Below are 22,754 nucleotides of genomic sequence, written 5' to 3'. Positions count from 1 at the left end.
TCTCCCAAGGGGTTATCGGCAGCCACGGATTTCCGTGAAGGCGTCGTGCAGTGACGTGGCGGTGGCGTCCACCATGCGCCCGCCGGTCGTCCTCGCGGCACGGTCGAGCTCGCCGGGATCCGCGTCGCCGAACCGAATGGTGTACGTGTGCACCGTGCGGACCTCGGGCGGGAGCGCCCCGTAACGCCCGAGGAACTCGTCGAGGCTTACACCGACGTTGTTGCGGCCGTCGGTCATGAGAACGATCGTGACGGGCTGTCCGGGGTTCTCGCCGACGATCCGCGCGGCTAGCTGGTAGCCGTGGTCGAGTGTGGACCAGACGGCGGTGTGCCCGTCGAACTCGTCGGGCGCCAGAAAGTCGCGCATGGCAACGGCGTCGGTCGGGCCGTTGACGGTGAAGGTCTGTTCGGCGAGCACCTGCCCGCCGAACCGGGTGAGAGTGAAGGTCTCTCCTCGGTAGAACCGGACGAACCTTCCGGTCGAGGTGTCGTCGGCGCCGCTGAGCCCGGTGAACGTCGACCGCAGTGCCGCGATGCGCTCGCCTTTCATTGATCCGGAGAAGTCGAGGAGGAAGATCACGTGCCCCGGTTTCCTGGCGTCCGGCTCGTAGTTGGCCAGCAGTGTGTCGATGACTTCCAGCTGGGCGGGGAAATACAGGGCGTTGCCGATCGCGGTGTCCAGACGGGAGTCGCGCCGCACGTCCGGATCGACCGGGCGGCGCAGAGTCCGCGCCATGATCCGTTCCTGGACGGGTTCGCTCCTGAGCCAACCGACGACCGTGTCGTAGTCCGCGCGGCGCTCGGGATCGAGTAGCAGCAAGGGGTACTCGGAGAGCACCATGCCGTCTTCTGGGTAGATGATCTCCAGCGGTTCCTGGAGTTCGCCGCTGGCGTTGAGGGAGAGCAGCACCGACTCGTAGCTGATCAGCCCGTCGGCCTTGTCCTGGTCCGCGACGAAGTCGGACACCAGCTGGTTCGAGCTGGCCGAGGTGAGGGTCTGTCCACTGAGGAACCCGCGGAGCCGGTCGCACGCGACGTCCTCCTGGCGCAGCGCGCTCCCGGTGCCGGCGGCCGCGGTCGCCACCCCGACCAGCGCGGACATCCCGCTGTTGGTGCGACCGGGGTCGGCCATGCCGAAGCGGACCAGCCCGGCGGCCGCGCCGTCGGCGATGTCCGCCCAGGACAGTTGCGGGTCCGGGGCGTTGCGCCGGAGTTGTTCGGCCGTCTCCGCCCGCACCCCGAACACCACCGGGGACGTCATGATCTTCGTGGACAGCGGTGGCGGCTCGGTGGTGCCCGAGGCCTCGTACCGGAGTTGGAAGTAGCGGTCGGACGACAGCCACGCGAGATCGTGGTCGTAGTCGCCGGGCACGAGCTCGTTGGCGGCGTCCAGGCTGCCCTGGTAGTCCAGCACGAGCTCGATCCCGGTCTCCCGGCGCAGGTCGTCGAGCAGCGGCCGCATGTCGGCGAGCTCGGAGCTGGCCAGCACCCGCAACGTGGTGGTGGCCGGCTCGTCGGCCGTGCACCCAGCGAGCCCGAGAACCGCGCAGACCAGGAGCACGACCAGCCGGCGCCTGGTCATTGCGAGCACCTGCCGGCCTTGCGGATGAGGCTTTCCAGCAGGTCGAGGTTGGGAAGGAACGCCCTGGTGGCGTCCGTGCGGCGAGGGGCGGGAATGGCCTGGCCCTCGAGGTACCGGAACAGCTGGTTGCTCCCGACGGTGTCCGTCGCGTCGAAGACCCGGTAACCGAGCTGCATCATTCTTTCCCGCAACGCTTCATCCGTCGCGAGCAACTGGGCGAGCTTGTCGGCCGGGCCTGGCTTGAGCGAGATGAATTCGGGGTCGGTCTGGAATTCCTGTTCCGGATAGAGGAGCACTCGGTCGGTGTCCAGCACCTCGAAGCGATCCAGGTGGTCGATCTGGTAATTCAGGTACTGGTGCTCGTACACCACGACGATGGGGCCCTGACTCTTCCCCTCCGGGGTGACGTACGAGTTGAACAGGCCCGCCTCCGGCATGCCGGTCGCGGCGATGAGCGGCTGGATCTCCTGCGCGAGGCGGTCGATCTCGGCCTCGGTCTGCGGTGGGTTCCCGTTGTTCTTCACGAACGCGACCAGACCGAGGTAGGTGGCGCCCGAGTTCGACCGGCACACACCGGAGGTGTGCGCGAGGATCCGGTTCCCGTTCTTCACTCCCGCATCGAGTCCGGTCCACGTCTGGTCCAGTTCACCTCGTCTTATGAATTCGGCCATGTTGAGCGTGTAATAGAGCGGCGGCCCCGACCCCTGTTGCTGTGGTATAGCGATGTTCTCCAGTGCCAGCGCGTCGGCGTACTCCCGGTAGCTGGCGAGCACGATGGGACTGCTGAACAACTCGTTGGTCCTCTGGTACATGCCGTTCTGCCGGCGATGGTTCTTGATCAGGTCGGCCGCCGGTTGTCCGGACGGAAACGCGAAGTCGTACTCGTCGCCCGCCGAGTTGATCACCTCGAGCGCCACCTCGCGGGAACCCCGCGTGGTGACCTCGACCCGGAGATTGTGTTGGCGCAACAGCGTTTGGACCCTGTCGTCCTTGAAGAAGTCCTCCTTCGAGGCCATGATGCCTTTCACGGTCACGACCGCTTCGGCCGGTGTCCGGGTCTCACTGAGGTGGATATCGGCGAGGCCGACGAGCGCGACACACAGGGCCGCCACGAAAGCCCGTCCGAAACGGGATCCCCAGAAGCGGGGTGGAGGAGAGATAGTCAGCAGAGGTTCGTCAACGGTCGTCCTGCCAGCCGTCACACCCGAATGGTACGCGGCACCACCGACAATTCGTCGCCTTTTCCGCTGTCCCAGGAAGATCGGGTTTTGTCAGCGCACGCGGTAGGGGAACTCGGCGAGCAGTTCGAACTCGCCGACCATGTGCTGGGCCGTGAAGCGGCCGTCCACTGCCTCGACGCGGGCGCGGAGGTTGGTCAGGCCGTGACCGGTGGCGCGGCCGCCCTCCCGCGCGGCGTCCTCGGCCACACCGTCGTTGCTGATCCGCAGGCGGAGCATGTCGCCCTCGTCGACGAGCGCGATCGTGCAGAGCCGTGCCGCGCTGTGCCGGAGGATGTTGGTGACGGCCTCCCGCACCACGGTGGCCAGCACGGCGTCGACCTCCTTGTCGACCTCCGTCGCGGTCGGGGGTGGACGGTCGGGTAGGCGCACGACGATCCCCGACGAGGTGAGGATGTCGTAGGCCAGCCCCAACTCCGCGGCCAGCGACAGCCGCAGGCTCTCCTCCGCGACCAGACGGGCGTCGTTGCCGGCCTTCAGACAGAGCCAGAGCAGCTCGTCGATCTCGGTCCGCACCCTGGCGTCGTCCCTGCCGATCAGCGCGCCGATGAGGTCCGTCTTGAGCGCGACGGCGGAGAGTCCGAGCCCGAGCAGGTCGTGGGTGTCACGGGCCAGACGCAGGCGTTCGCGCACGGCCGCGAACTCGGCGAGCTCGACCCGCAGGTCCGCCAGCCGCACCGCGAGACGCGCGAGCCGGGACAGGCCGTACACGAGCAGCCCGAACGCGACCGCGATGGCGCTCGCGTATCCGGTCCACCGCAGCAGCACGCCGGTGATGGAGGTCGCGGTCGGCGCCAGCAGGCTGAGCACCGGCATGGTCGCGGCGATCACGCCGAACCAGAGCCACCGCCACCAGCCGTTGATCAACAGCAGTGCCGAGCCGGCGAGGAACGGGACGAAGATCAGCCCGATGCCATCGTCGATGAACGGATACTGCGCGTAGGTCAGCACCGCCTGGAGGGCGAAGGTCCACTGCCAGCCGCGTGGCCGGTGCCGGACGGAGTGCCGCAGCTGCAGCACGACGATCGAGACCGACACGACCGCGGCGAGCGCGAGCACACCCGGCGGGAAGGGGTCGCCGTCGGGTAGGGCGACGTTGAGCAGGTTCTGCGCGGCGAACATCATCACCACGGCGAGCAGCACGCCCTTGGCGAGACGTGGCGCGAGCATGGCGACGTCCTCCCGCGGTTCGCGTGCCGGCTCGGACCAGTCGTTGTGGTCCAAGGTCATCGCCCGTGCCTCGGCGATCATCTCCCGGGCGGTCACGCCGGCGGCACAGATCTCCGTGCGTGCCGCCGCCGGGTCGTCCGGCAGCGCGCGCTGCGCGGCCTTCGCGCGCTGCGCGACGATCTGGATCCGCTCGCCGATCATCGACCGCAGCCGCTCCGCCACCGCCAGCCGCTGCCGGGTGACCGCGGCGACCGCCAACTCGTCGCGGGTCGCGTTCACCTGCCGCACCAGCTCGGCCAGCCAGGTCAGGCCGAACAGGCCAAGAGCGTTGTCGGCGAACGTGAACAGCAGCCAGATGGACGAGTTCAGCTCCGGCTCGTACGGCAGGCCGACCGTGAGCCAGAGGATCTCCTCGAGCACGAGCAGCAGACCGAACACCACCCACGAGGTGGGTGCCGACACCGCGAGCAGCACGAGCCCGGCGAGCAGTCCGGACAGTCCGCTGACCCACCCGTTGCCGAAGATCGCGAACGGCACGTAGGTCAGCACGGCCTGGGCCCCGAGCAGCCACCAGCGCCACCTGGTCCACTGCTCACGCGCGAGCCCGCTGGCGAACCACACCGGCAGCACGAACAGCGCGAGGACGAACAGCATGTACCAGAACTCGCCGTGGTCCACCGCGTCGAGGGCTCTGCCCGTCAGAAGGGCGGCAAGGAAACCGAGCACGACGGCGCCGGTCCCGCGGATCGCGCGGGCGGCGCCGTCCGGTAAGCCGGAGGCATCCTCAACTGTGCTCACAGATAAGAACGTAGCCGACTACCCCCCGATTTCCTCATGCAAAAGGGGCAACTCGTGGACGCCGAGCAGGCGACCGTGTGGCCCAGCGGTCCTCTTGGGTATGACAGGCGTCATGACACCCGATCATGACGGTCGTCATGAACCGCCGGATTCTCCGTGCGCGTGGGGTTTTCGGGGCTTGGCGTCGTCGGCCGGCCACCAGCGCTCCACCATGCGCGCCACAGCACACCACTGACGATCTGGCACCCATCGTCCACGCCGGGCGTGGCGAATGACGAGCCCGGCCGGTGCGTGCACGGTCGCTCACACTCTGCTCATCATGCTGCTCGTTAGCGCGGTACCCCGGTCCCCGTGGCGCCGCGCGCCCAACCTGGCAGACCTGTTCAGAGCTTGATCGGGTAGGCCGGCTCCGGGACGCGGACCTTGATGCGGTTCTCCACGAAGATCCCGTGCCACAGCATGAACACCAGCAGGGCCCACAGCTGCCGGCTGCGGTCCAGCTCCCCGGCGCGGTGCAGGTCCAGCATGTCCATCACCGCGCGGCGGTCGAGGTGCTCGTCGGTCTGGGACTCGGCGATGATGGCGCGCGCCCAGTCGTACATCTCGTTGCGGAGCCAGTGCCGGATCGGCACCGGGAAGCCGAGCTTGCGGCGGTTGAGCACGTGCGGCGGGATGATCCGCTTCAACGCCTGGCGCAGCGCGAACTTCGTCGTCCCACCGGCCAGCTTCATGTACCTCGGCAGACGGGACGCGATCTCGAACACCTCGGTGTCGAGGAACGGCACCCGCAGCTCGAGCGAGTTGGCCATCGTGACCTTGTCGGCCTTGACGAGGATGTCGCCGCGCAGCCAGGTGAACAGGTCCACGTGCTGCATGCGTGCCACCGGGTCCCAGTCGCGGGACACCCGGTACCAGGGCATGGTGACGTCCTTGAACCCGATGTTCTCGTTGTAGTGGCGCAGCACCGCGCGCAGCTGCTCGTCGCGGAAGTTGCGGGCGTTGCCGTAGTAGCGGTCCTCCAGCGACAGCGCGCCGCGGCGGAGCAGGTCCTTGCCGCGCACGCCCTCGGGGATCTTGGTGGAGACCTTGCCGAGCACCTTGCGCATGCCGTCGGGCATCTTCTCGAACGGCGCCAGCGACACCGGCTCGTTGTAGATGGTGTAGCCGCCGAACAGCTCGTCCGCGCCCTCGCCGGACAGCACCGCCTTCACGTACTTGCGGGCCTCGCGGGCGATGAACCACAGCGGCACCAGCGCCGGGTCGGCCACCGGGTCGTCCAGGTACCACACGATCAGCGGCAGGGCGTCCATCATCTCCTGCGGCGACACGGTCTTCACGACGTGCCGCACGCCGATGGCCTGCGCGGTCTCGGCGGCCACGTCGACCTCGGAGTAGCCCTCGCGTTCGAAGCCGGTGGTGAACGCGATCAGGTTCGGGTTGTGCTCGCGGGCCAGCGTCGCGGTCGCGGTCGAGTCGATGCCGCCGGACAGGAACGCGCCGACCGTCACGTCCGGGTCGGAGATCATGTGCTTGCCGACCGAGTCACGCATGACCTCGGCGATCTCGTCGTACAACCGCTCGGAGTCCGGCACGGGCCGCGCGTCGAAGCGCGGGAAGAAGTACCGCTCGAACTGGATCCGCTGCCCCGGCCGCACGTGGAAGAACGTGCCGGACTCGACGCGGCGGACGGCCGTGTGCATCGACTCTGGCTCCGGCACGTACTGGAGCACCAGGTAGTGCTGCAGGGCCCGGCGGTCCAGCTCCTCGCGGATGCCGAGCGGGCCGGACAGCTCAAGCAGGCTCTTCTTCTCGCTGGAGAACGCGACGCCGCCGGGGCCGCCGGCCCAGTACAGCGGCTTGATCCCGAACTGGTCCCGCGCCCCGAAGATGACCTTCTCCTGCGCGTCCCAGATCAGGAACGCGAACATGCCCCGCAGCTTCCTGACCGCGTTCGGCCCGAGGTGGTGGTAGGCCGCGACGATCGCCTCGCCGTCACCCTTGGTGTTGAACCGCACCCCGAACCGGTCCGCGAGCTCCATGCGCAGCTCGCGGTAGTTGTAGATCTCCCCGTTGAAGTTCAGGGTGTAGCGGGTCGGGTTCTCCGGCGGACCCCAGATCAGCGGCTGGTGGCTGTGCTCGAGGTCGATGAACGCGAGCCGGTTGAAGCCGTAGACGACCTCACCCTGTGCCCAGGTGTCGGTCTCGTCCGGACCGCGGTGCCGCTGGCAACGCATGGCGGCACGAACGGCATCCCGCCTGGCGGTCGCGTGGTTCTCGGTGGCGCAGATCAGTCCAAGCAGACCGCACACGCGTGACTTCACCTCGTTACGTCATCGGGGGATGTCCACAACTATGCCTTATGGCGACTCCTGCGAGGACGTGCGGGGCGAGTGGCAGGTTGCTCACGGGGCGGGCGTCGGCCCTCGCGAGTTGTAATACTCGACAGGTGAGTTCTCTTGGGCTGCGGTTCGTCGGACACTCCACCGTGCGGGTTGAGCTGGGCGGACACGTCGTGTTGACCGACCCCGTGCTGACCAACCGGGTGTCGGCGCTCACCAGGGTGACGCCGCCCAGTACCGCCGCCGATCGGGCCGACGTCGACCTCGTGCTGCTCTCCCATCTGCACGGGGACCACGTGCACCTGCCGTCGCTGCGGCTGTTGCATCCGCATGTGCGGGTGATCGTGCCGCGCGGTGCCGGGGACTGGCTGCGTGCGAAGGGCATCCGCCGGGTCGACGAGCTCGCGCCAGGAGAGGAGCTGGAGCACGGCGACCTGCGCGTCATCGGGGTGCCGGCCGACCACTCCGGGCACCGCTGGGGGCCACGGCTGACCCACGGTCCGCAGGCGAAGGCCATGGGGCACGTCATCGAGGGCGGGGGCCGCCGGGTCTACGCCGCCGGGGACACCGACCTCTTCCCGGAGATGGCCGACCTCGGCGACCTCGACGTCGCGTTGCTGCCGGTCTGGGGCTGGGGGCCGACGCTGGGGCCCGGCCACCTCAACCCGGAACGCGCCGCCACCGCGGTCGGTCTCCTCAAACCGCGTGTCGCCGTGCCCGTGCACTGGGGGACGCTCGCGCTCACCGGTCTGACCAGGGCGCCGGGCAAGCACGGCCGGCGCATGCGGCACCTGCTCGAACACCCGCCGCGGGAGTTCGAGGCCGCCGTGTCCGAAGCCGGGTCACCGACGAAGGTGCTGGTCACACCGCCGGGCGAGGATGTCCGCCTGCTCGACGGCGTGCCTGAGTAATGAGCGCCGTTCGCGGAGCTTGCGGAGCGAACCATCGACACCACGCCGACGAGCACCGCCCCGGAGCCTGCGAGGGGGCGGCGTGAGCGGCGTCTTAGGGATTGACTGGACTCATCCGTCCTCTATCGGCTACCCCGTCATCTTCAGCGGGGTGCTGATCGGTTCGATCGTGCCGGTGCTGCCGACCGGCGCGGTGGTCGGCGCGGGGGCTGCGCTCGCGATGACCGGCCAGCTGAACCTCGTGCTCGTGGTGCTGCTGTCCATGGCCGGGGCGCTGGTCGGCGACCTCGTCACGTTCGCCGCGGGCCGGGGCGGGCGGGGGCCCATGACCAGGTTCTTCGAGCGGCGACAGTCGAGCGAGAAGCTGACGAGCGCGCGGGAGCGGTTCACCCAGCGCGGCTGGGTGCTCGTGGTGATCGGGCGCATGGTGCCGGCCGGGCGGATCCCCGTGCTGCTCGCGGCCGGCGCTTTGGACTACCCGTGGCGGCGGATCGTTCCCGCGGCCACCGGCGCCTGCCTGTTGTGGGCGGTCGCGTACGCGCTGCTCGGCGTCGTGAGCGGCGGGCTGTTCGACAACCCGCTCGTCGCCACGCTGATCGCGACGATGCTGATCCTCGTGATCACCATGCTCGTCGGACTGGTGGCGCGGCTGCGCGAACGCAAGCGGGAACGCGACCGTGTCCCAAGCAGCTGACCGGGGACGACTCCTTCGTGGCGGGCGGGTCGTCGCCCGCCTCGTGCTCGTCTGGGCGCTCGTCGCCGTCGCGCTGCACCTGCTCGACCTCTGGCTCGTCGACTTCTCCCTGCCGCGCTGGTGGCAGCCCACCGCGTTCGCCGCGATCCTCGGTGCGCTCAGCGCGGGACTCTGGCCGCTGATCATGCGGTTCGCGCCGCCCCGCGCGGTGCTGTTCCTCGGGCTCGGCTCGTTCCTGCTGCTCGGCGCCGGTGTGCTCGGCATCTCGTTCGTGGTGCCGGACGTGGTGGTGGCGACCCTCGAGACCGCCGTGATCGTCCTGGTCGTGATGGCCGCGGTCGCCGGCCTGGTCTCCAGCCTGCTCGCGATCGACGAGGACGAGCTGTTCTTCCGCCGCGCGGCCCGCCGGTTCCGCCGCGACGGCACGGACATGGCCGACGAGCCGCCCGGCGTGCTGCTGTTACAGATCGACGGCCTCGGCTACGACACCGTGCGCCGCGGCATCCGCGACGGCGACCTGCCCACCCTCGCCCGCTGGCTGGCCAAGGGCAGCCACGCCCTCACCGGCTGGCACTGCGACTGGAGCTCCCAGACGGGGGCCAGCGTGTGCGGCCTGCTGCACGGCAGCAACGACGACATCCTCGGTTTCCGCTGGTACGAGAAGGACCGCGACCACGTGATGGCGTGCGCGCACCCGACCGACGCGGCCGAGATCGAGCGCCGCCACTCGGACGGCCGGGGGCTGCTGGCCGGCGGCGGAGCGGCCCGTGGCGGCCTGTTCACCGGCGACGCCGACCACGTCAGCTTCACGATGAGCGCGATCCCGTTCCTGACGCGGCAGAAGCGCGGGGACACGATCGGCGCCGGCTACTACGCCTACTTCGCCAACCCGATCAACGTGGTGCGCACGTTCGGGTCCGCGCTCGTCGACGTGCTGCGGGAGATTTCCGCGTCGGTGCGGCAGAAGCGCGCCGGGGTGCGGCCGAGGGTCAAGCGCGGCCCCTTCTTCCCGTTCGCGCGGGCCGGGACCACGGTCATCGCCAGGGACCTGGTGGTGTCCGCGATCATCGGCGACATGCTGGCCGGGCGGCCGGTCGTGTACGCCGACTTCCTGGGTTACGACGAGGTCGCCCACCACACTGGCATCGAGCGGTTCGACGCGCTGGCCGTCATCCGGTCCATCGACCAGCAGATCGGCCGGCTGTTCCGTGCGGAGCGGCTCGCGCCCCGCCGCTACGAGCTGGTCGTGCTGTCCGACCACGGTGTCACGCAGGGCTGGGCGTTCACCGACCGGTTCGGCGAGTCGATCGAGCAGTACATCGGCCGGCTGTGCGGCGGGCACCCGGAGGACGGCGGCGCACGCAAGCCGCCGCGGTCGGCGTGGCAGCTTGGCGCGGCGATGGCCGAGGCGTCCACGGGCGACGGGCCGATCGCGATGGCGTTGCGGAAGCGGGCCGCGAAGGCCGGTGCGCCGGACCGGCACCGCACGGCGGAGGGCCACCCGGCGGCCGTCGCGCGCGCGGCACCCGGCGTGGTCGTCGTGGTGTCCGGGCATGTCGCGATGGTGTCGTTCACCGAGCATCCTGGCCGGGTCGACATCGAGACCGTCGAGCGGGACTTTCCCGACCTGCTGCCGGCGCTCGTGGACCATCCCGGTGTCGGGTTCATGCTGGTCCGCAGTGTTCGGTCGGGCCCGGTCGTGCTTGGCCGGGACGGCGTGCGGCGGCTCGACATGCCCGGCGACGACGGGGTGAAAGGCACGGACCCGCTCGCCGGCTACGGGCCGCACGCGGTGGAACTGATCCGGCGCACGAACGGGTTCGCGCACTGCCCGGACATCGTGATCAACAGCCGGTACAACGAGATCACCGACGACGCGTCACCGTTCGAGGTGCACGTCGGCTCGCACGGCGGGCTGGGCGGCGGACAGTCGCGTGGTTTCCTCATGTACCCGGCCACACTGCCCAGCCCGGGCGAGATCGTGGGCGCCGAACAGCTGCACCGGGTCGTGCGGGACTGGCTCACCCATCTCGGCCACCCGGTGCCGCAACCCGAGGGAGAGTTGGTGGCGGAGACGTGATCCCCGACTACGACCGTTCACTGGCCCAGGTGCTGCCCGCGCTGCTCGATGGCGGCCTGTCGATCGAACCGGCACGAGCCGCCGCGTTGTTGCTGGTGGACGGGCTTGGTTCGGAGCTGTTGGCCGCGCACGCGGCCGACGCGCCGTTCCTCGCGACACTGACCGACGCCGGACCGCTCACGGTCGGCTTCCCGTCCAGCACGGCGATCAGCATCGCCTCGCTCGGCACGGGCCTGCCACCGGGTGGGCACGGGCTGCTCGGCACGTCGATGCTGGTGTCCGACGGGGTCGTGATGGACACGCTGCACTGGACCGAGCACGGCACGCAGAAGAAGGTCGACCTGCGCGAGCCGTTCCCGCCCGAGTCGCTGCAGCCGGCCGGCACGGTGTTCGAACGGGCCGCCGCGGCCGGGGTCGAGGTGACCGTGCTGTCGCCACCGAAGTTCGAACGGTCCGGCCTGACGAGGGCGGCGCTGCGGGGCGGGCGCTACCTCGGCGCGTTCGCGTTCGGCGACCTGGCCGCCGGGATGCTGGCCGGCCTGGCCGAACCGGGCCGGCGACTCGTGTACGGCTATCACTCGGACCTCGACACGTTGGGGCACGTGTACGGGCCGGGATCGCCACAGTGGCGGCTGCAGCTCGCACAGGTGGACCGGCTGGTGGAGAGCATCGCGACCCGCCTGCCACCGGACGCCCTCCTGGCGGTGACGGGCGACCACGGCATGGTGACCATGGACCACACCTTCGACGCCGAGTCCGATCCGAACCTGCTCGCGGGTGTGCGGGTGTTGAGCGGGGACCCACGGGGACGGCACGTGCACGCCGAACCCGGCGCGGCGACGGACGTGCTGTCCGCGTGGCGGGACGTGCTCGGGGACGCGGCCTGGGCGGTGTCCCGTGAGCAGGCCGTCGACGAGGGCTGGTTCGGGCCGCTGTCCTCCCGGTACGCCGACCGGATCGGGGACGTCGTCGTCGCCGCCCTCGGCACGGCCGGCGTGATCCGTCCAAGGGCGGAGCCGCTGCTGTCCGGGCTGATCGGACAGCACGGCTCACTCACCTCGGCGGAGCAACTGGTGCCACTGCTCGTCGTGCGGTAGACCACAACCATGCCGCTGCTCACGGACCTGCTCGACGCGATCTCCGGTGGGCGGGTCGAGATCGTCGACCTGACCGCTCCGCTGTCCGCCGACACCCCGATCCTGCAACTGCCGCCGCCGTTCTCGAACACGATTCCGTTCTCGTTGGAGCTGATCAGCCGCTACGACGACAACGGGCCCGCCTGGTACTGGAACAACATCCACACCGGCGAGCACACCGGCACGCACGTCGACGCGCCCGTGCACTGGGTGTCCGGCAAGGACGGCGTCGACGTGTCGAAGGTGCCGCTGCCCAACCTCGTGGCGCCCGCTGTGGTGGTCGACGTGTCGGAGCGGGCCGCCGCGGACCCGGACTTTCTGCTGTCGATCGACGACGTCAGGGCGTGGGAGGCCGAGCACGGTTCGCTGCCCGCCGGCTGGTTGCTGCTGCGCACCGGCTGGGACGAGCGGTCGACCGACGCCGAACGCTTCCTCAACGCCGACGACACCGGTCCGCACACGCCCGGGGTGTCAGCGGAGTGCGCGCGGTGGCTCGCTGAGGAGACCCCGCTCGTCGGGCTCGGCGTTGAAACGGTCGGGACGGACGCCGGTGCCGCGCACGGTTTCGAGCCCGCTTTCCCGTGCCACCACTACTTTCTCGGCGCCGGCAAGCTGGGGCTGACCCAACTGCGGAACGTGGCGTCGCTTCCGCCGACCGGTGCCGTGCTGGTGGTCTCGCCGCTGCCGATCGTCGGCGGCTCCGGCAGTCCGGCCCGGGTGTACGCGCTGGTCGAGCGGTGACCTCCACCGCAGAACTCGTTGGCGCGACACTGGCGGAACTCGGGGTGGCGCAGGCGTTCGGCGTGGTCGGCAGCGGCAACTTCGCGGTCACCAACGCGTTGCGGGCGGGTGGGGTGCCGTATGTCGCCGCCCGCCACGAGTGTGGCGCGACGGTGATGGCGGACGCGTACGCGCGGATGAGCGACCGGCTGGCCGCGGTGACGCTGCACCAGGGCTGCGGGCTGACCAACGCGCTGACCGGCATCACGGAGGCCGCCAAAAGTCGGACGCCGCTGCTGGTGCTGGCCGCGGACACCGCGGGCGCGGCGGTGACCGCCAACTTCCGCATCGACCAGGCCGCCGCGGTGACGACCGTCGGCGCGGTCGCCGAGCGGGTCCACTCCCCCGAGTCCGCGGTGGCGGATGCGGTGCGGGCGTACCGGACGGCCGTGCACGAGCGGCGGACCGTGGTGCTGAACCTGCCGCTTGACGTGCAGGCGGCGCCGGCCGTGCCGACACCGGTGATGGTTCCCGTTGCGCCGCAACCGGTTCGGCCCAACGCCGAGGCGGTTTCCGCGCTGGCGGCGGCGTTGCGTGCGGCCCGGCGGCCGGTGTTCGTCGCGGGCCGCGGGGCCCGGCACGCGGGGCGTGAGCTGCGCGAGCTGGCCGACGCGGTCGGCGCGCTGCTGGCCACATCGGCCGTCGCACATGGACTGTTCGCGGATTCGGTGTGGTCGCTGGGCATCTCGGGTGGTTTCGCGTCGACCCGCACGGCGTCGCTGATCGCCGACGCCGACCTGGTCGTCGGCTGGGGCTGCGCGTTGAACAAGTGGACGACCAAGCGCGGCGAGCTGCTGGGCGGGACCGTCGCTCAGGTGGACGTGGACCCGGCGGCGTTCGGCGCGCACAACCGGTGTGACCTGGGCGTGGTCGGCGATGCGGCCCAGACCGCGGCGGACGTCCTCGCCGCACTGGAGGGATACACGCAGGACGGTTACCGGACTGCGCCGGTGGGCGCGGTGCGCCTGCGAGACGAGCGATTCGACGACGAGTCCACAGCGGACCGTATCGATCCGCGCACGCTGAGCGCACGCCTCGACGACCTGCTGCCCTCGGCACGGGTCGTGTCGGTGGACTCCGGCAACTTCATGGGCTACCCGAGCGCGTACCTGTCGGTGCCGGACCAGTACGGCTTCTGCTTCACGCAGGCGTTCCAGTCGATCGGCCTCGGCCTGGCCACCGCGATCGGCGCGGCGCTGGCCCAACCCGACCGCCTCCCGGTGGCCGCACTGGGCGACGGCGGTTTCCTGATGGGCGTCGCGGAGCTGGAAACCGTGGTACGCCTGGGCATCCCGATGGTGATCGTGGTGTACGACGACGCGGCGTACGGCGCCGAGATCCATCATTTCGGCCCGGACGCGGACCACTCGACCGTCACGTTCCCGGACACGGACCTGGCCGCGCTGGCCACCGGTTTCGGTTGCTCGGGCCTGACCGTCCGCACGGAAGCCGACCTGACCGGCGTCACCAACTGGCTGTCCGGCCCCCGCGACCGTCCACTACTGATCGACGCGAAACTCACCAACGACGGCGGCTCCTGGTGGCTGGCGGAGGCGTTCCGGTAGCGCTGATCTACCCTCGCCGCTGTGGATCTTCCTCTCGTAGCCGTGGCCATGGACCACGGGCTGCGGAGCAGACTTCCCAACGACGAGACGAGTGCCGATGCTGACCGACTTCTTACGTGACCAGGTTTTCACCACCGCGTGGTTCGGGCTCATGGCCTTCGTGTGGTTCGGCTGGTCGCAGGAGGACCCGCCCAAGCGCTGGCGGGTCTGGCTGGGTCTTGGATCAGTGCTGGGCCTCGGGTTCGCCGCCGCCTTCGGCGTGTTGACCGCGACGAACTGGGACGAGCCGACCGCGCTGGAGGGCAAGTACGTCTGGTTCGGGGTCCTGGTCGCGGCCGAGGTCGTCGCCGCCGGGGTCGGGTGTCTCGTGCTGGCCAGGCGTGGCGCGTCGCGGTGGATGGCCTGGTGGGTGGCGGTCGTCGTGGCGGCGCATTTCCCGCCCCTGGCACTGTTTCTCGACGACATCGGGGTGGCCTTGGTCGGCGTCGTCCAGCTGGTCGCGCTCGGGATGGTGGCGCGGCGCCTGCGGGGCGACACCGTCACGAGCAGCCGCCTGGCCGGGCCGGTCATGGGCGCGACTCTGCTGCTGAGTGCCGCGATCAGCGCCGTCCTCACCGTGCCGGGGCTGTGACAAACGTCGGGACGCGGTGTTTCAATCCGGCCATGTTGGAAGCCATTGGGTTGACGGCTGACCAGGAGCGGGTCTACCGCGTCGTGCTCACCATGTACCGGGCACGTCCGGCTGAGCTGGCGGATCGGGTCGGGTTGGGCATGGACGCCGTCGCGGGCGTGCTCAGCTCACTGCACGACCTCGGCCTGCTCAGTCGGACCGGCCGGTCCGAGTACATGCCCGTGCCGCCGGACGCCGCGTTCGGACCGCTGCTCCTGCGGGGTCAGGAGGCACTCGAGGCGGCGCGGGGCAGCGTGCACGAGCTGGTCGACACCTACCGGGTCGGGGCACGGCGGCGGGACTCGGCCCGGCTGGTCGAGGTGATCACCGGCGCGGCGGCGATCCGGCAGCAGGTCATGAACATGCAGCTCGGGGCTCGCAGCGACCTGCGCTGGTTCTGCCGCTCCGGGCACGTGGCCATGCCGTCCGAGGACAACGCCGAGGAGTTCGAGGCGCTCGCGCGCGGGGTCTCCTACCGCGTGCTGTACGAGACCGCGCTCGTCGAGGAGCCCGGCATGATCGAGAACATCGAGCGGGGTGTGCGGCACGGTGAGATCGCGCGGGCCACGTCCACCCTGCCGATCCGGCTCATGATCGCCGACAGTGCGGTCGCGCTGTGTCCGCTCGTGCAGCACACCGCGAACGGCGACGAGCCGACCGCCGCCCTGGTGCACGACAGCAGCCTGCTCGCCGCGCTCATCGCGTTGTTCGAGGCCTACTGGGAACGTGGCTCGCCGCTGCGATTCGACGGGGCGCCGGTCGGCCCACTGGCCGGCGACGAACGCCAACTGCTGTCGCTGCTCGTCGCCGGCGTCACCGACAAGGCCATCGCCACGCAGCTGCGGGTCAGCCAGCGCACCGTGCAGCGGCGCATCTACGAGCTGATGCGCCGCACCGGCGCCGACACCCGCATCCAGCTCGGCTGGGAGGCGAGCCGGCTCGGCTGGCTCGACGGGCTACCGCACGCCGTACGCACGTAACACCTTCTGCTCCACCGAGTTCCCGGCCCGGTCGGTCGCCTGTACCTTCAGCGAGACGAACCCGCCACGCCGGTGGTGCACGGTGGCCGCGTGCCGCCGGTCGAGCCGGACCTCCGTCCATGTGCGACCGTCGTCATAGGACAGCCAGGCCCGCACGTCCGCCTGCGTGCTCGGGGTGAACGTGAGCCGGGTGACGCGGGCGGCCTCGTTGTTCAGGTCGGTGTCCACGTCGTAGTCCACGTTCAGCAGCGGCAGCGTCGCGTGCTCGACCCGCTGCGACCGGAACGTCCACGCGGTCTCGGTGGCGGTGGCGTACAACCACTCCGGGGTGGCGCGGGCCGTGGTCAGCTCCAACCGGTAGGTCGCGCGTTCCGACGCCACCGCGAACTCACCCCACGCCGACGGTGCCTCGGCGACGAGCCGCCCGTTCCGGTACAGGCGCGCCGAGGTCCTGTCCGGTGGGGTGTCGTCCCAGCCCGCGCCCTCCGCGCGGCCGTAATGCCCTGCCGCGTCGACGAAGTCGGGGACGCGCACGGTCAGCGTGTCACCGTCGCGAGTGGACTCGAGCGCGGCGGGTCGGACGACCGGGGCGAACCACGACTCGGTGACCCGCTCTCCCGCCCGGAAGGTCCTCGGCGTGTCCACGAGCCCGTTGGCGAGCGGGTTCATGCTTTCCCAGCTGCGGTAGTGGCGGACGCGGTGCTGCCAGATCGTGTCTCCCGAGGTGACCGTTTCCGGGCGAACGCGCCCGGTCTCGACGATCCGCTGGTACTGGTTGATCGCCGTGGTCTGCCATGGCCGCCACGCGAACCGCTGCTCCTTGGCGTACGGGTCGCCGCCCGAGTTGTGGTACTCGGCCCGCACGGTCGCCGAGTTGTGGCCGGACACCCGGTGCACGACCTCCCTCGGCACCCGGTCGCGCTCGACCTGCATGACGTCGTACAGGTACGGGCTGTCCGGGGTGCCGTCCAACGACATCCGCACCCGGCCACGGTCGAGCGCGGCGGCGAGGCGGGCGCCCTCGGCCGGGAGGACAGTCGCCATCGGCACCGGCAGCTGCGGGACGGCAGCCCTCGACACGCCCGGCATCGTCAGCAGTACGAGCACGGCGCCGCCCTTCTTCGCCGCGGCGGCAATTCCTTCCCAGTCCGGGTTCGGGTCGGGCGCGACCAGTGCGATCTTGCCGCGTACCCGCGTGAAGTCCCCGGCCGGCACCAGGTCCAGCGTGCGCCGCCCGTCGATCCGTGGCGAGTCACCGAGATACCGCGGCTCGAAGTCGAGACCGCCGGCACTGGCCCACAGCGGCGGCGCGACCAGGCTCCACCGGGCACCGAACTCCAACACGCCGGTGGTCTTCGCCGTGGGCGTGACCCACAGCTCCCGCGTGTTGTCGAATTTCATGGCGTAGTTGGTGATGTGACGGTCGCCGAACTCGCGGTGCGCGTAGAAGCTGAAGATTCCTTGCTGTGTGGCCCTGTGCGGGGTCTCGACGCGCACCTTGGTGGTTCTGCCGGCGTCCAGTGTGTACTCCCGCGGTCCCGTGACACGGAACGCCGGGTCGATGATCTGGTAGGAGACGCTCTCGTCGGGTGAGGAGAGCAGTGCGGTCAGGTAGTTGTCGCCTTCCGGCACCGACAGGGTGACCGACCCGCCGGCGTGGATGTAGTCGAGGACGTCCTGTCGGCGGTCGGCGCCGTACACCGCGACGTACTCGGTGAACAGGGGTTCGCCGTTCGGACCCTTGGCACGGAACGTGATCTCGTGCGTGGGGGCGGTCTCGGTGACGCCGATGGAGGTGCGGACGGTGATGGTGCCGGCGGTCGCGACGAGGCGGCCGCCGTGCGCGCCCGGGGTGAGCCTGGCGGGGTCGGCGGTCACGGTCGCCGTCGCGCTGCCGTTCGCCGGCACCTCCACCGTGGACTGTCCGAGTTGGACGGCGTCGGTGGTGGTGCTCAGCCGCAGCGACACGGGGACGGCCGTCGTGTTGACGTAGGTGACCTGCTTCGTGGTGATCTCGCTGACCTCACCGAAGTCCAGTGTGCCGGTCGCGTACACGCCCTGGCTGACGGCCCGGTCGACGGCGACCCGGCCGGCGCCGTGCTCGTACACCGACCGGGCCGTGTCGCCGACCGCCGTGCTGACCAGCGCGTCCTTGAGTCGCTGGCCGGTCCAGTCGGGATGTTGCCCGGCGAGGATCGCGGCGGCGCCGGCCACGTGCGGCGCGGCCATCGAGGTGCCGGACGCGGCGGTGTACTGGCCGTCGACCGGCGAGCCCATGCTGGTGCCCGCCGCCCGCGCGGCCACGATGTCCACGCCGGGCGCGGTGAGGTCGGGCTTGACGGCAAGGTCACCGAGGCGGGGTCCCGTGCTGGAGAAGTACGCGAGCTTCTCGTCGCGGTTGACGGCGCCGACGGTCAGGGCGGACGACGCGGCGCCCGGCGAGCCGATCGTGTTCGGGCCGGTCTCGCCGGAGTTGCCGGCGGAGACCACGAACAGCGTGCCGGTCTCGGCGGTCAGAACGTCGACGGCCTGGCTGAGCGGGTCGGTGCCGTCGGTCGGGTCGGCGCCGAGGCTCATGTTGACCACGTCGGCGCCAGAGCGGGCCGCCCATTCCATGCCGGCGAGCACCCACGACTCGTAGCCGGACCCGTTGTCGTCGAGCACCTTGCCGACGATGACGTCCGCGCCGGGGGCGACCCCCTTGCGCCGCCCGCCGGACGCCGCTCCCGTGCCGGCGACCGTGGCCGCCACGTGCGTGCCGTGTCCGAAGCGGTCGGTCGCGTCCGGCGTGTCGGTGAAGTTCTCGGCCGCGGTCACCACCCCGGCCAGGTCGGGATGGGTCGGGTCGTATCCGGTGTCGAGCACGGCGACCGTGGTGCCCGTGCCGTCGTGACCGGCGGCCCACGCCGCGGGCGCGCCGATCTGGGGCACGCTGTGTTCGAGGGTGGCGCGCAGCTTGCGGTCCAACCGGATGTTCTCGACGCCCGGGTCCGCCAGCAACGCGGCGTCGGCGGCGACGGCTCGCGCGTTGATGCTGGGCAGGTCCCGTCCCCTGGCTTTCGGTGCGCCCTCGGCGTAGGTGACGATCAGCGGCAGCGCGCCGTCGTAGCCCTGCGCCGCGAGCCCGGTGACGTCGAACAACGCCGGGTCGAGGCGGTCGCCGAGCCGCGGCAGCACGTCGGCGGGCAGCACGGACAGCCGGCCGTCGACCTCCTGCTGGTGGAACGTGACGTGCTCGCGTCCCGGCCCCGGCACGACGGTCGCGGCCTGCCTGCCGTCGGCGAACCGTTCGAGGTGCACCACGTCCCCGGTGACGAGGGTGACGGAGAAGGTCGAGCCGCTGGTCGTCGGTACCGGCTCGGCCGCGGCCTGGGGCGCGGACAACCCGGCGAGGACCAGTGCCCCACCGGCGACGACGGCTGACACCCTGCTTCTCCACTGCATGCCCCGTAGGCTCGTGGCACCGCCGGCCGCTGTCAGTACCAACGTGATGGCCAAGCTGCGACATGTCGGACATCCGTCAAAGTGATGAGTCCGTCCGCGACGTTGTCCTGACGAGAATCCGCCGCGGCCCCGGCACGCTGTGGATCATGCTGGAGCTGTTGCGGGACAACCCGATCGCGGCCGTGATCGTGCTGTGCGAGGTCGGCCTGTGGGTGATGGTCGGCGCCGGTCTGGTGCTGCGGTACCTGATGCGGTCGCGGCGCACGAGCACGGTGGTGCTGGCGGCCATCCCGCTGCTCGACCTGGTGCTCGTGGTCGCGGTGGCCCTCGACCTGAACCGGGGGACACCCGTCTCGTCGATCCACGGCCTCGGCGCCGTCTACCTGGGATTCAGCGTCGCGTTCGGCCCCGCGCTGGTGCGGTGGGCGGACGTGCGGTTCGCGCACCGGTTCGCGGGTGGGCCCCGGCCGGTGAAGGTGCCGAAGCACGGGCCGGAACGACGGCGACACCTGTGGCGCGAGTGGTATCGAGTGGTGAACGCGGCCGCCATCGCGTCGGTCACGCTGCTCGGGCTGGCCTGGCTGTTCACCAACGGTGACCAGCATCTGTACGGGTATATCCAGGGGTTGTGGATGCTCGTGGGGATCTGGCTGGTCGCGGGTCCGCTGTGGGAGCTGGGAAAAAGGTCCGAGTGACCGTCCTCAGGAGAACCCGGCCGTCGACGGACCACCGCCCCGCTCGGTCCAGGTCATTGAGTGAGGCAGTGGTCCGCGTGGTTCGGAGTACCCATGGGTCCGCCGTTACAACGCGCGGGTGGATTGTTTGCACCGAACGGGCTACGGTCGTGGTTGTTACCAGTTAAGCCGCAGCTGGAGTTGGCACCCCTTCCGAGGAGGCACGGGCGGGTGGACTCTCCTTATCTGCGTGTGCGGCACGCTTGCCACGACAAGGGTCGCGAGGTGTGGACCCTCGTCGGCGAGGTTGATCTGGCCACGATCCCTTTACTGCGCTACGCCCTGGGCGAGGCCGAGGCCACGCACACGGTGGTGAACCTCACCCACGTCGAGTTCCTGGACCTGGCCGGAGCGCGGGCCATCGCACTCGCCGCCGGGCACGCGCGGGACACCGGGCGGCGGTTCTCCGTCGTGGCTTCCACCACGGCGGTGCTTCGTGTGCTGGTGGCGAGCGGTCTGGCCGACGGGCTGGAGATCCACTCCGACCTCCGTGAGGTGTTTCCGCCGGGGAAATCCGGGCATTCCCGTGGTGATCTCGCCCCGCCGACGGAGGAGGAGACACGATGGCGACCACACCGTCCGAATCGGATCCGGCGGCGTTGAACGCCGCGGAGGACCTGGACGAGGACCGGCTGCGGCTCGACCCGCTCGAGGAGGGCATGGACCCGCCGGAGCACTGGTCACCGGCGATGGACCAGGCCACGACCGCCCGGGACGAGCGCGAGGGCCGCGACCTCGACGACCGGCTGCGCGAGGAGCAGCCGGACGACACGACTCCCCCACCCGAACCCCGCGACGAGTTGGACCGCATGGACGCCGAGGGCGAGCTGGAAGGCCGCCCGGCGACCGGCGACGGCGAGATCCCGTTCGCACGCGACTTCGAGGAGGGAGCGCGCCGGGGTCAGACCGAGGACGAGGGCTCGGTGGCGCGGGAGTTGCGGACACCTCGACGCTCGGAGTAATGCACACGAAAGGGCGGGGTCGGACAGCCGGCCCCGCCCTTTCATGTGCTCACGCCACCCGACGCGAGGTGCGGCCGCGCAGCGCGACGCCAAGACCGATCATGGCCACCGCGAGGATGAGGTGCAGCCAGTTGTCCGCGCCGTTGACCGGCACGAAGTTCGCCGCGCTGTCCTGGTCGATGAACAGGCCGTACAGCCACAGCACCGCGTACACCACACCACCGCCCACCAGGAAGTTGCTCGCGCCGGAGACCGTGCGCGCCAGCGCAAGGCCGACGATGCCGAACAGCAGGTGGACGATGTTGTGCAGAATCGAAACGTGGAACACGCCGAGCAGCATGGCGGTGGACTCGTGGCCGGCGAACGTCATCCCGTCGTAGTCCGTGGTCACCCCTGGAATGAAGCCGGCGAGGCCGACCAGGAGGAACACGACAGCGATGACCATGGCGGCCAGCTGCACGGGGCGTCTCGTACTCATGGTGTTGGTCATGACAATCCCTCCTCGAAGCTGAGAACCAGACGCCCCGAATACCCCGGTTCCGGAGGCCAAACCGGGGGTGTTTCAGCCGTTATGGACGAATTACCCGGCATTCACGTACCGAGCTGGCGCCATCACGCGTCGCAACGGCAGACGCGCCCGTCACAGCCAGTCCCGGCGCTTGAACATGAGGTAGAGCCCGCCGCCCACCACCACGATGACGGCGGTCGAGGTCCAGAACCCCCACGGTGCGGCGAAACCGGGATACGGCACGTTCTGTCCGTAGAACCCGGTGATGGCCGTCGGCACGGCGATGATGGCCGCCCAGCCGGTCACCTTCTTCATGATCATGTTGAGCCGGTTGCTCTGCAGGCTGAGCTGCGTCTCGCGAATCGTGGCGACGAGCTCGCGCAACGACTCCGTCCACTCCGCCACGCGCAGCACGTGGTCGTAGACGTCCTGGAAGTACGGCGCCATGGCCGGGTCCGTCGCGCGCCGCAGCACGGTGGTCACGACGTCCTGCATCGGCAGCACGACGCGTCGCAGCGTCACGAGTGACCGGCGCAGAGTGAGAGCCCGGCGCTGCATGTCGCGGTCGATCGGACGCTCGGCGAAGACCATGTCCTCCAGGCCCTCGATGTGCTCGTCGAGGGCTTCCACGACGTCGAAGTGCGAGTCGACGACATGGTCCAGCAGGCCGTGCACCAGGAAGTCGACGCCGTTCTTCGCCAGGTGCGCCTGGTTGTCCCAGCGCCTCACCACCTCGTCGATGTCGAACACCTCGCCGGGGCGGACCGTCACCACAGCCCGGTCCGTGATGAACACGCCCAGCTCGGCCTTGGTCAGCTCGAAGGTGTCCTGGTGGAACACGGCCGAGTAGGCGGTGAGGTAGCAGTGGCCTTCGTACTCGTCGACCTTGGGCCGCTGCCGCGAGTCGACGGCGTCCTCGACCGCCAACTCGTGCAGCCCCAGTTCGTCGGCCACCAGCGCGAGGCCCTCCTCGTCCGGCGACCCCAGGTCCAGCCAGACCACCAGCTCCTCGTCGCGCAGGTACTCGGAGATCTCCGTCGCCGGGACGTCCTCCGCCTCGAGCACCCCGTTCCGGTACAAACGTGTACGCACAGGGTTCACCGTAGTGACCGGGGCATCGCCGCGCCGGGCGGCCGAAACCGCCGGGGCCCGGATCCCCTACGC

Annotated in this window: 18 protein-coding genes; 11 read left to right on the top strand and 7 right to left on the bottom strand. The window is 70.3% G+C overall.

Going from position 1 to position 22,754, the window contains the following annotated elements:
- Positions 1 to 12 precede the first annotated feature (12 nt).
- From VF106_RS47120 to asnB, 4 genes are all read right to left on the bottom strand, one after another.
- Positions 13 to 1,581 carry a vWA domain-containing protein gene (locus tag VF106_RS47120; protein ID WP_330846632.1) on the bottom strand — a complete coding sequence of 523 codons (1,569 nt, stop codon included), beginning with the start codon at positions 1,579 to 1,581 and terminating at the stop codon, positions 13 to 15.
- Positions 1,578 to 2,693: a hypothetical protein gene (locus VF106_RS47115; RefSeq protein ID WP_330846631.1), complete on the bottom strand. Its 1,116-nt coding sequence runs from the start codon at positions 2,691 to 2,693 to the stop codon at positions 1,578 to 1,580. Before VF106_RS47115 ends, VF106_RS47120 begins: the two co-directional genes overlap by 4 nt.
- 159 nt (positions 2,694 to 2,852) lie before the next feature.
- Positions 2,853 to 4,787, bottom strand: a complete 1,935-nt coding sequence (locus VF106_RS47110; protein ID WP_330846630.1) for a sensor histidine kinase — start codon at positions 4,785 to 4,787, stop codon at positions 2,853 to 2,855.
- Positions 4,788 to 5,170: 383 nt separating this feature from the next.
- Positions 5,171 to 7,096, bottom strand: coding sequence for an asparagine synthase (glutamine-hydrolyzing) (gene asnB, locus VF106_RS47105; protein ID WP_330846673.1), 1,926 nt, complete (start codon positions 7,094 to 7,096; stop codon positions 5,171 to 5,173).
- A gap of 137 nt (positions 7,097 to 7,233) precedes the next feature.
- Between asnB and VF106_RS47100 the strand changes: the two genes are divergently transcribed.
- From VF106_RS47100 to VF106_RS47065, 8 genes are all read left to right on the top strand, one after another.
- The gene (locus tag VF106_RS47100; RefSeq protein ID WP_330846629.1) at positions 7,234 to 8,037 is read left to right on the top strand and encodes an MBL fold metallo-hydrolase; all 804 of its coding nucleotides are present in this window, start codon (positions 7,234 to 7,236) and stop codon (positions 8,035 to 8,037) included.
- Positions 8,038 to 8,188: 151 nt separating this feature from the next.
- Positions 8,189 to 8,731, top strand: a complete 543-nt coding sequence (locus VF106_RS47095) for a DedA family protein (RefSeq protein WP_330846628.1) — start codon at positions 8,189 to 8,191, stop codon at positions 8,729 to 8,731.
- On the top strand, positions 8,715 to 10,811 hold the full coding sequence (locus VF106_RS47090) for an alkaline phosphatase family protein (RefSeq protein ID WP_330846627.1): 2,097 nt from the start codon (positions 8,715 to 8,717) through the stop codon (positions 10,809 to 10,811). Before VF106_RS47095 ends, VF106_RS47090 begins: the two co-directional genes overlap by 17 nt.
- On the top strand, positions 10,808 to 11,908 hold the full coding sequence (locus VF106_RS47085) for an alkaline phosphatase family protein (RefSeq protein WP_330846626.1): 1,101 nt from the start codon (positions 10,808 to 10,810) through the stop codon (positions 11,906 to 11,908). Before VF106_RS47090 ends, VF106_RS47085 begins: the two co-directional genes overlap by 4 nt.
- Before the next feature lie 9 nt (positions 11,909 to 11,917).
- Positions 11,918 to 12,688, top strand: coding sequence for a cyclase family protein (locus VF106_RS47080; RefSeq protein ID WP_330846625.1), 771 nt, complete (start codon positions 11,918 to 11,920; stop codon positions 12,686 to 12,688).
- On the top strand, positions 12,685 to 14,292 hold the full coding sequence (locus VF106_RS47075; RefSeq protein WP_330846624.1) for a thiamine pyrophosphate-binding protein: 1,608 nt from the start codon (positions 12,685 to 12,687) through the stop codon (positions 14,290 to 14,292). Before VF106_RS47080 ends, VF106_RS47075 begins: the two co-directional genes overlap by 4 nt.
- Positions 14,293 to 14,389: 97 nt before the next feature.
- Positions 14,390 to 14,923 carry a hypothetical protein gene (locus VF106_RS47070; RefSeq protein WP_330846623.1) on the top strand — a complete coding sequence of 178 codons (534 nt, stop codon included), beginning with the start codon at positions 14,390 to 14,392 and terminating at the stop codon, positions 14,921 to 14,923.
- 32 nt (positions 14,924 to 14,955) lie between these two features.
- Positions 14,956 to 15,942, top strand: coding sequence for a LuxR C-terminal-related transcriptional regulator (locus VF106_RS47065; protein WP_330846622.1), 987 nt, complete (start codon positions 14,956 to 14,958; stop codon positions 15,940 to 15,942).
- On the opposite strand, the gene VF106_RS47060 is transcribed toward VF106_RS47065, so the two are convergent.
- Entirely contained in the window at positions 15,919 to 19,368 is a 3,450-nt protein-coding gene (locus tag VF106_RS47060; RefSeq protein WP_330846621.1) for a S8 family serine peptidase, read from the bottom strand. The two genes, VF106_RS47065 and VF106_RS47060, sit on opposite strands and share 24 nt — an antisense overlap.
- Positions 19,369 to 19,532: 164 nt before the next feature.
- Between VF106_RS47060 and VF106_RS47055 the strand changes: the two genes are divergently transcribed.
- The 3 genes from VF106_RS47055 (at position 19,533) to VF106_RS47045 (ending at position 21,082) form a co-directional block, all read left to right on the top strand.
- Positions 19,533 to 20,081, top strand: a complete 549-nt coding sequence (locus VF106_RS47055; RefSeq protein WP_330846620.1) for a hypothetical protein — start codon at positions 19,533 to 19,535, stop codon at positions 20,079 to 20,081.
- 210 nt (positions 20,082 to 20,291) lie between these two features.
- Complete coding sequence (locus VF106_RS47050) at positions 20,292 to 20,723, top strand: STAS domain-containing protein (protein WP_330846619.1); 432 nt, start codon at positions 20,292 to 20,294, stop codon at positions 20,721 to 20,723.
- A complete protein-coding gene (locus tag VF106_RS47045; protein WP_330846618.1) occupies positions 20,684 to 21,082 on the top strand; it encodes a hypothetical protein in 399 nt (132 codons plus the stop codon). The genes VF106_RS47050 and VF106_RS47045 overlap by 40 nt, the downstream gene beginning before the upstream one ends.
- A gap of 49 nt (positions 21,083 to 21,131) precedes the next feature.
- Here the strand turns inward: VF106_RS47045 and VF106_RS47040 are convergent, their stop codons facing one another.
- Positions 21,132 to 21,572, bottom strand: coding sequence for a DUF4383 domain-containing protein (locus tag VF106_RS47040; protein ID WP_330846617.1), 441 nt, complete (start codon positions 21,570 to 21,572; stop codon positions 21,132 to 21,134).
- Between the two features lie 150 nt (positions 21,573 to 21,722).
- Positions 21,723 to 22,682, bottom strand: a complete 960-nt coding sequence (locus VF106_RS47035) for a magnesium transporter CorA family protein (protein WP_330846616.1) — start codon at positions 22,680 to 22,682, stop codon at positions 21,723 to 21,725.
- Between the last annotated feature and the right edge of the window lie 72 nt (positions 22,683 to 22,754).

The organism is Actinophytocola sp., assembly GCF_036378875.1.
Taxonomy (GTDB): domain Bacteria; phylum Actinomycetota; class Actinomycetes; order Mycobacteriales; family Pseudonocardiaceae; genus Actinophytocola.
Note: the sequence above shows the minus strand (reverse complement) of the source record. Positions and strands in the feature narration are given on the sequence as shown.

Coding starts and splice junctions, on each gene's coding strand:
- VF106_RS47045 (WP_330846618.1), top strand. CDS start 20,684: ATGGCGACCACACCGTCCGAATCGGATCCGGCGGCGTTGAACGCCGCG.
- VF106_RS47040 (WP_330846617.1), bottom strand. CDS start 21,572: ATGACCAACACCATGAGTACGAGACGCCCCGTGCAGCTGGCCGCCATG.
- VF106_RS47065 (WP_330846622.1), top strand. CDS start 14,956: ATGTTGGAAGCCATTGGGTTGACGGCTGACCAGGAGCGGGTCTACCGC.
- VF106_RS47055 (WP_330846620.1), top strand. CDS start 19,533: ATGCTGGAGCTGTTGCGGGACAACCCGATCGCGGCCGTGATCGTGCTG.
- VF106_RS47120 (WP_330846632.1), bottom strand. CDS start 1,581: ATGACCAGGCGCCGGCTGGTCGTGCTCCTGGTCTGCGCGGTTCTCGGG.
- VF106_RS47080 (WP_330846625.1), top strand. CDS start 11,918: ATGCCGCTGCTCACGGACCTGCTCGACGCGATCTCCGGTGGGCGGGTC.
- VF106_RS47070 (WP_330846623.1), top strand. CDS start 14,390: ATGCTGACCGACTTCTTACGTGACCAGGTTTTCACCACCGCGTGGTTC.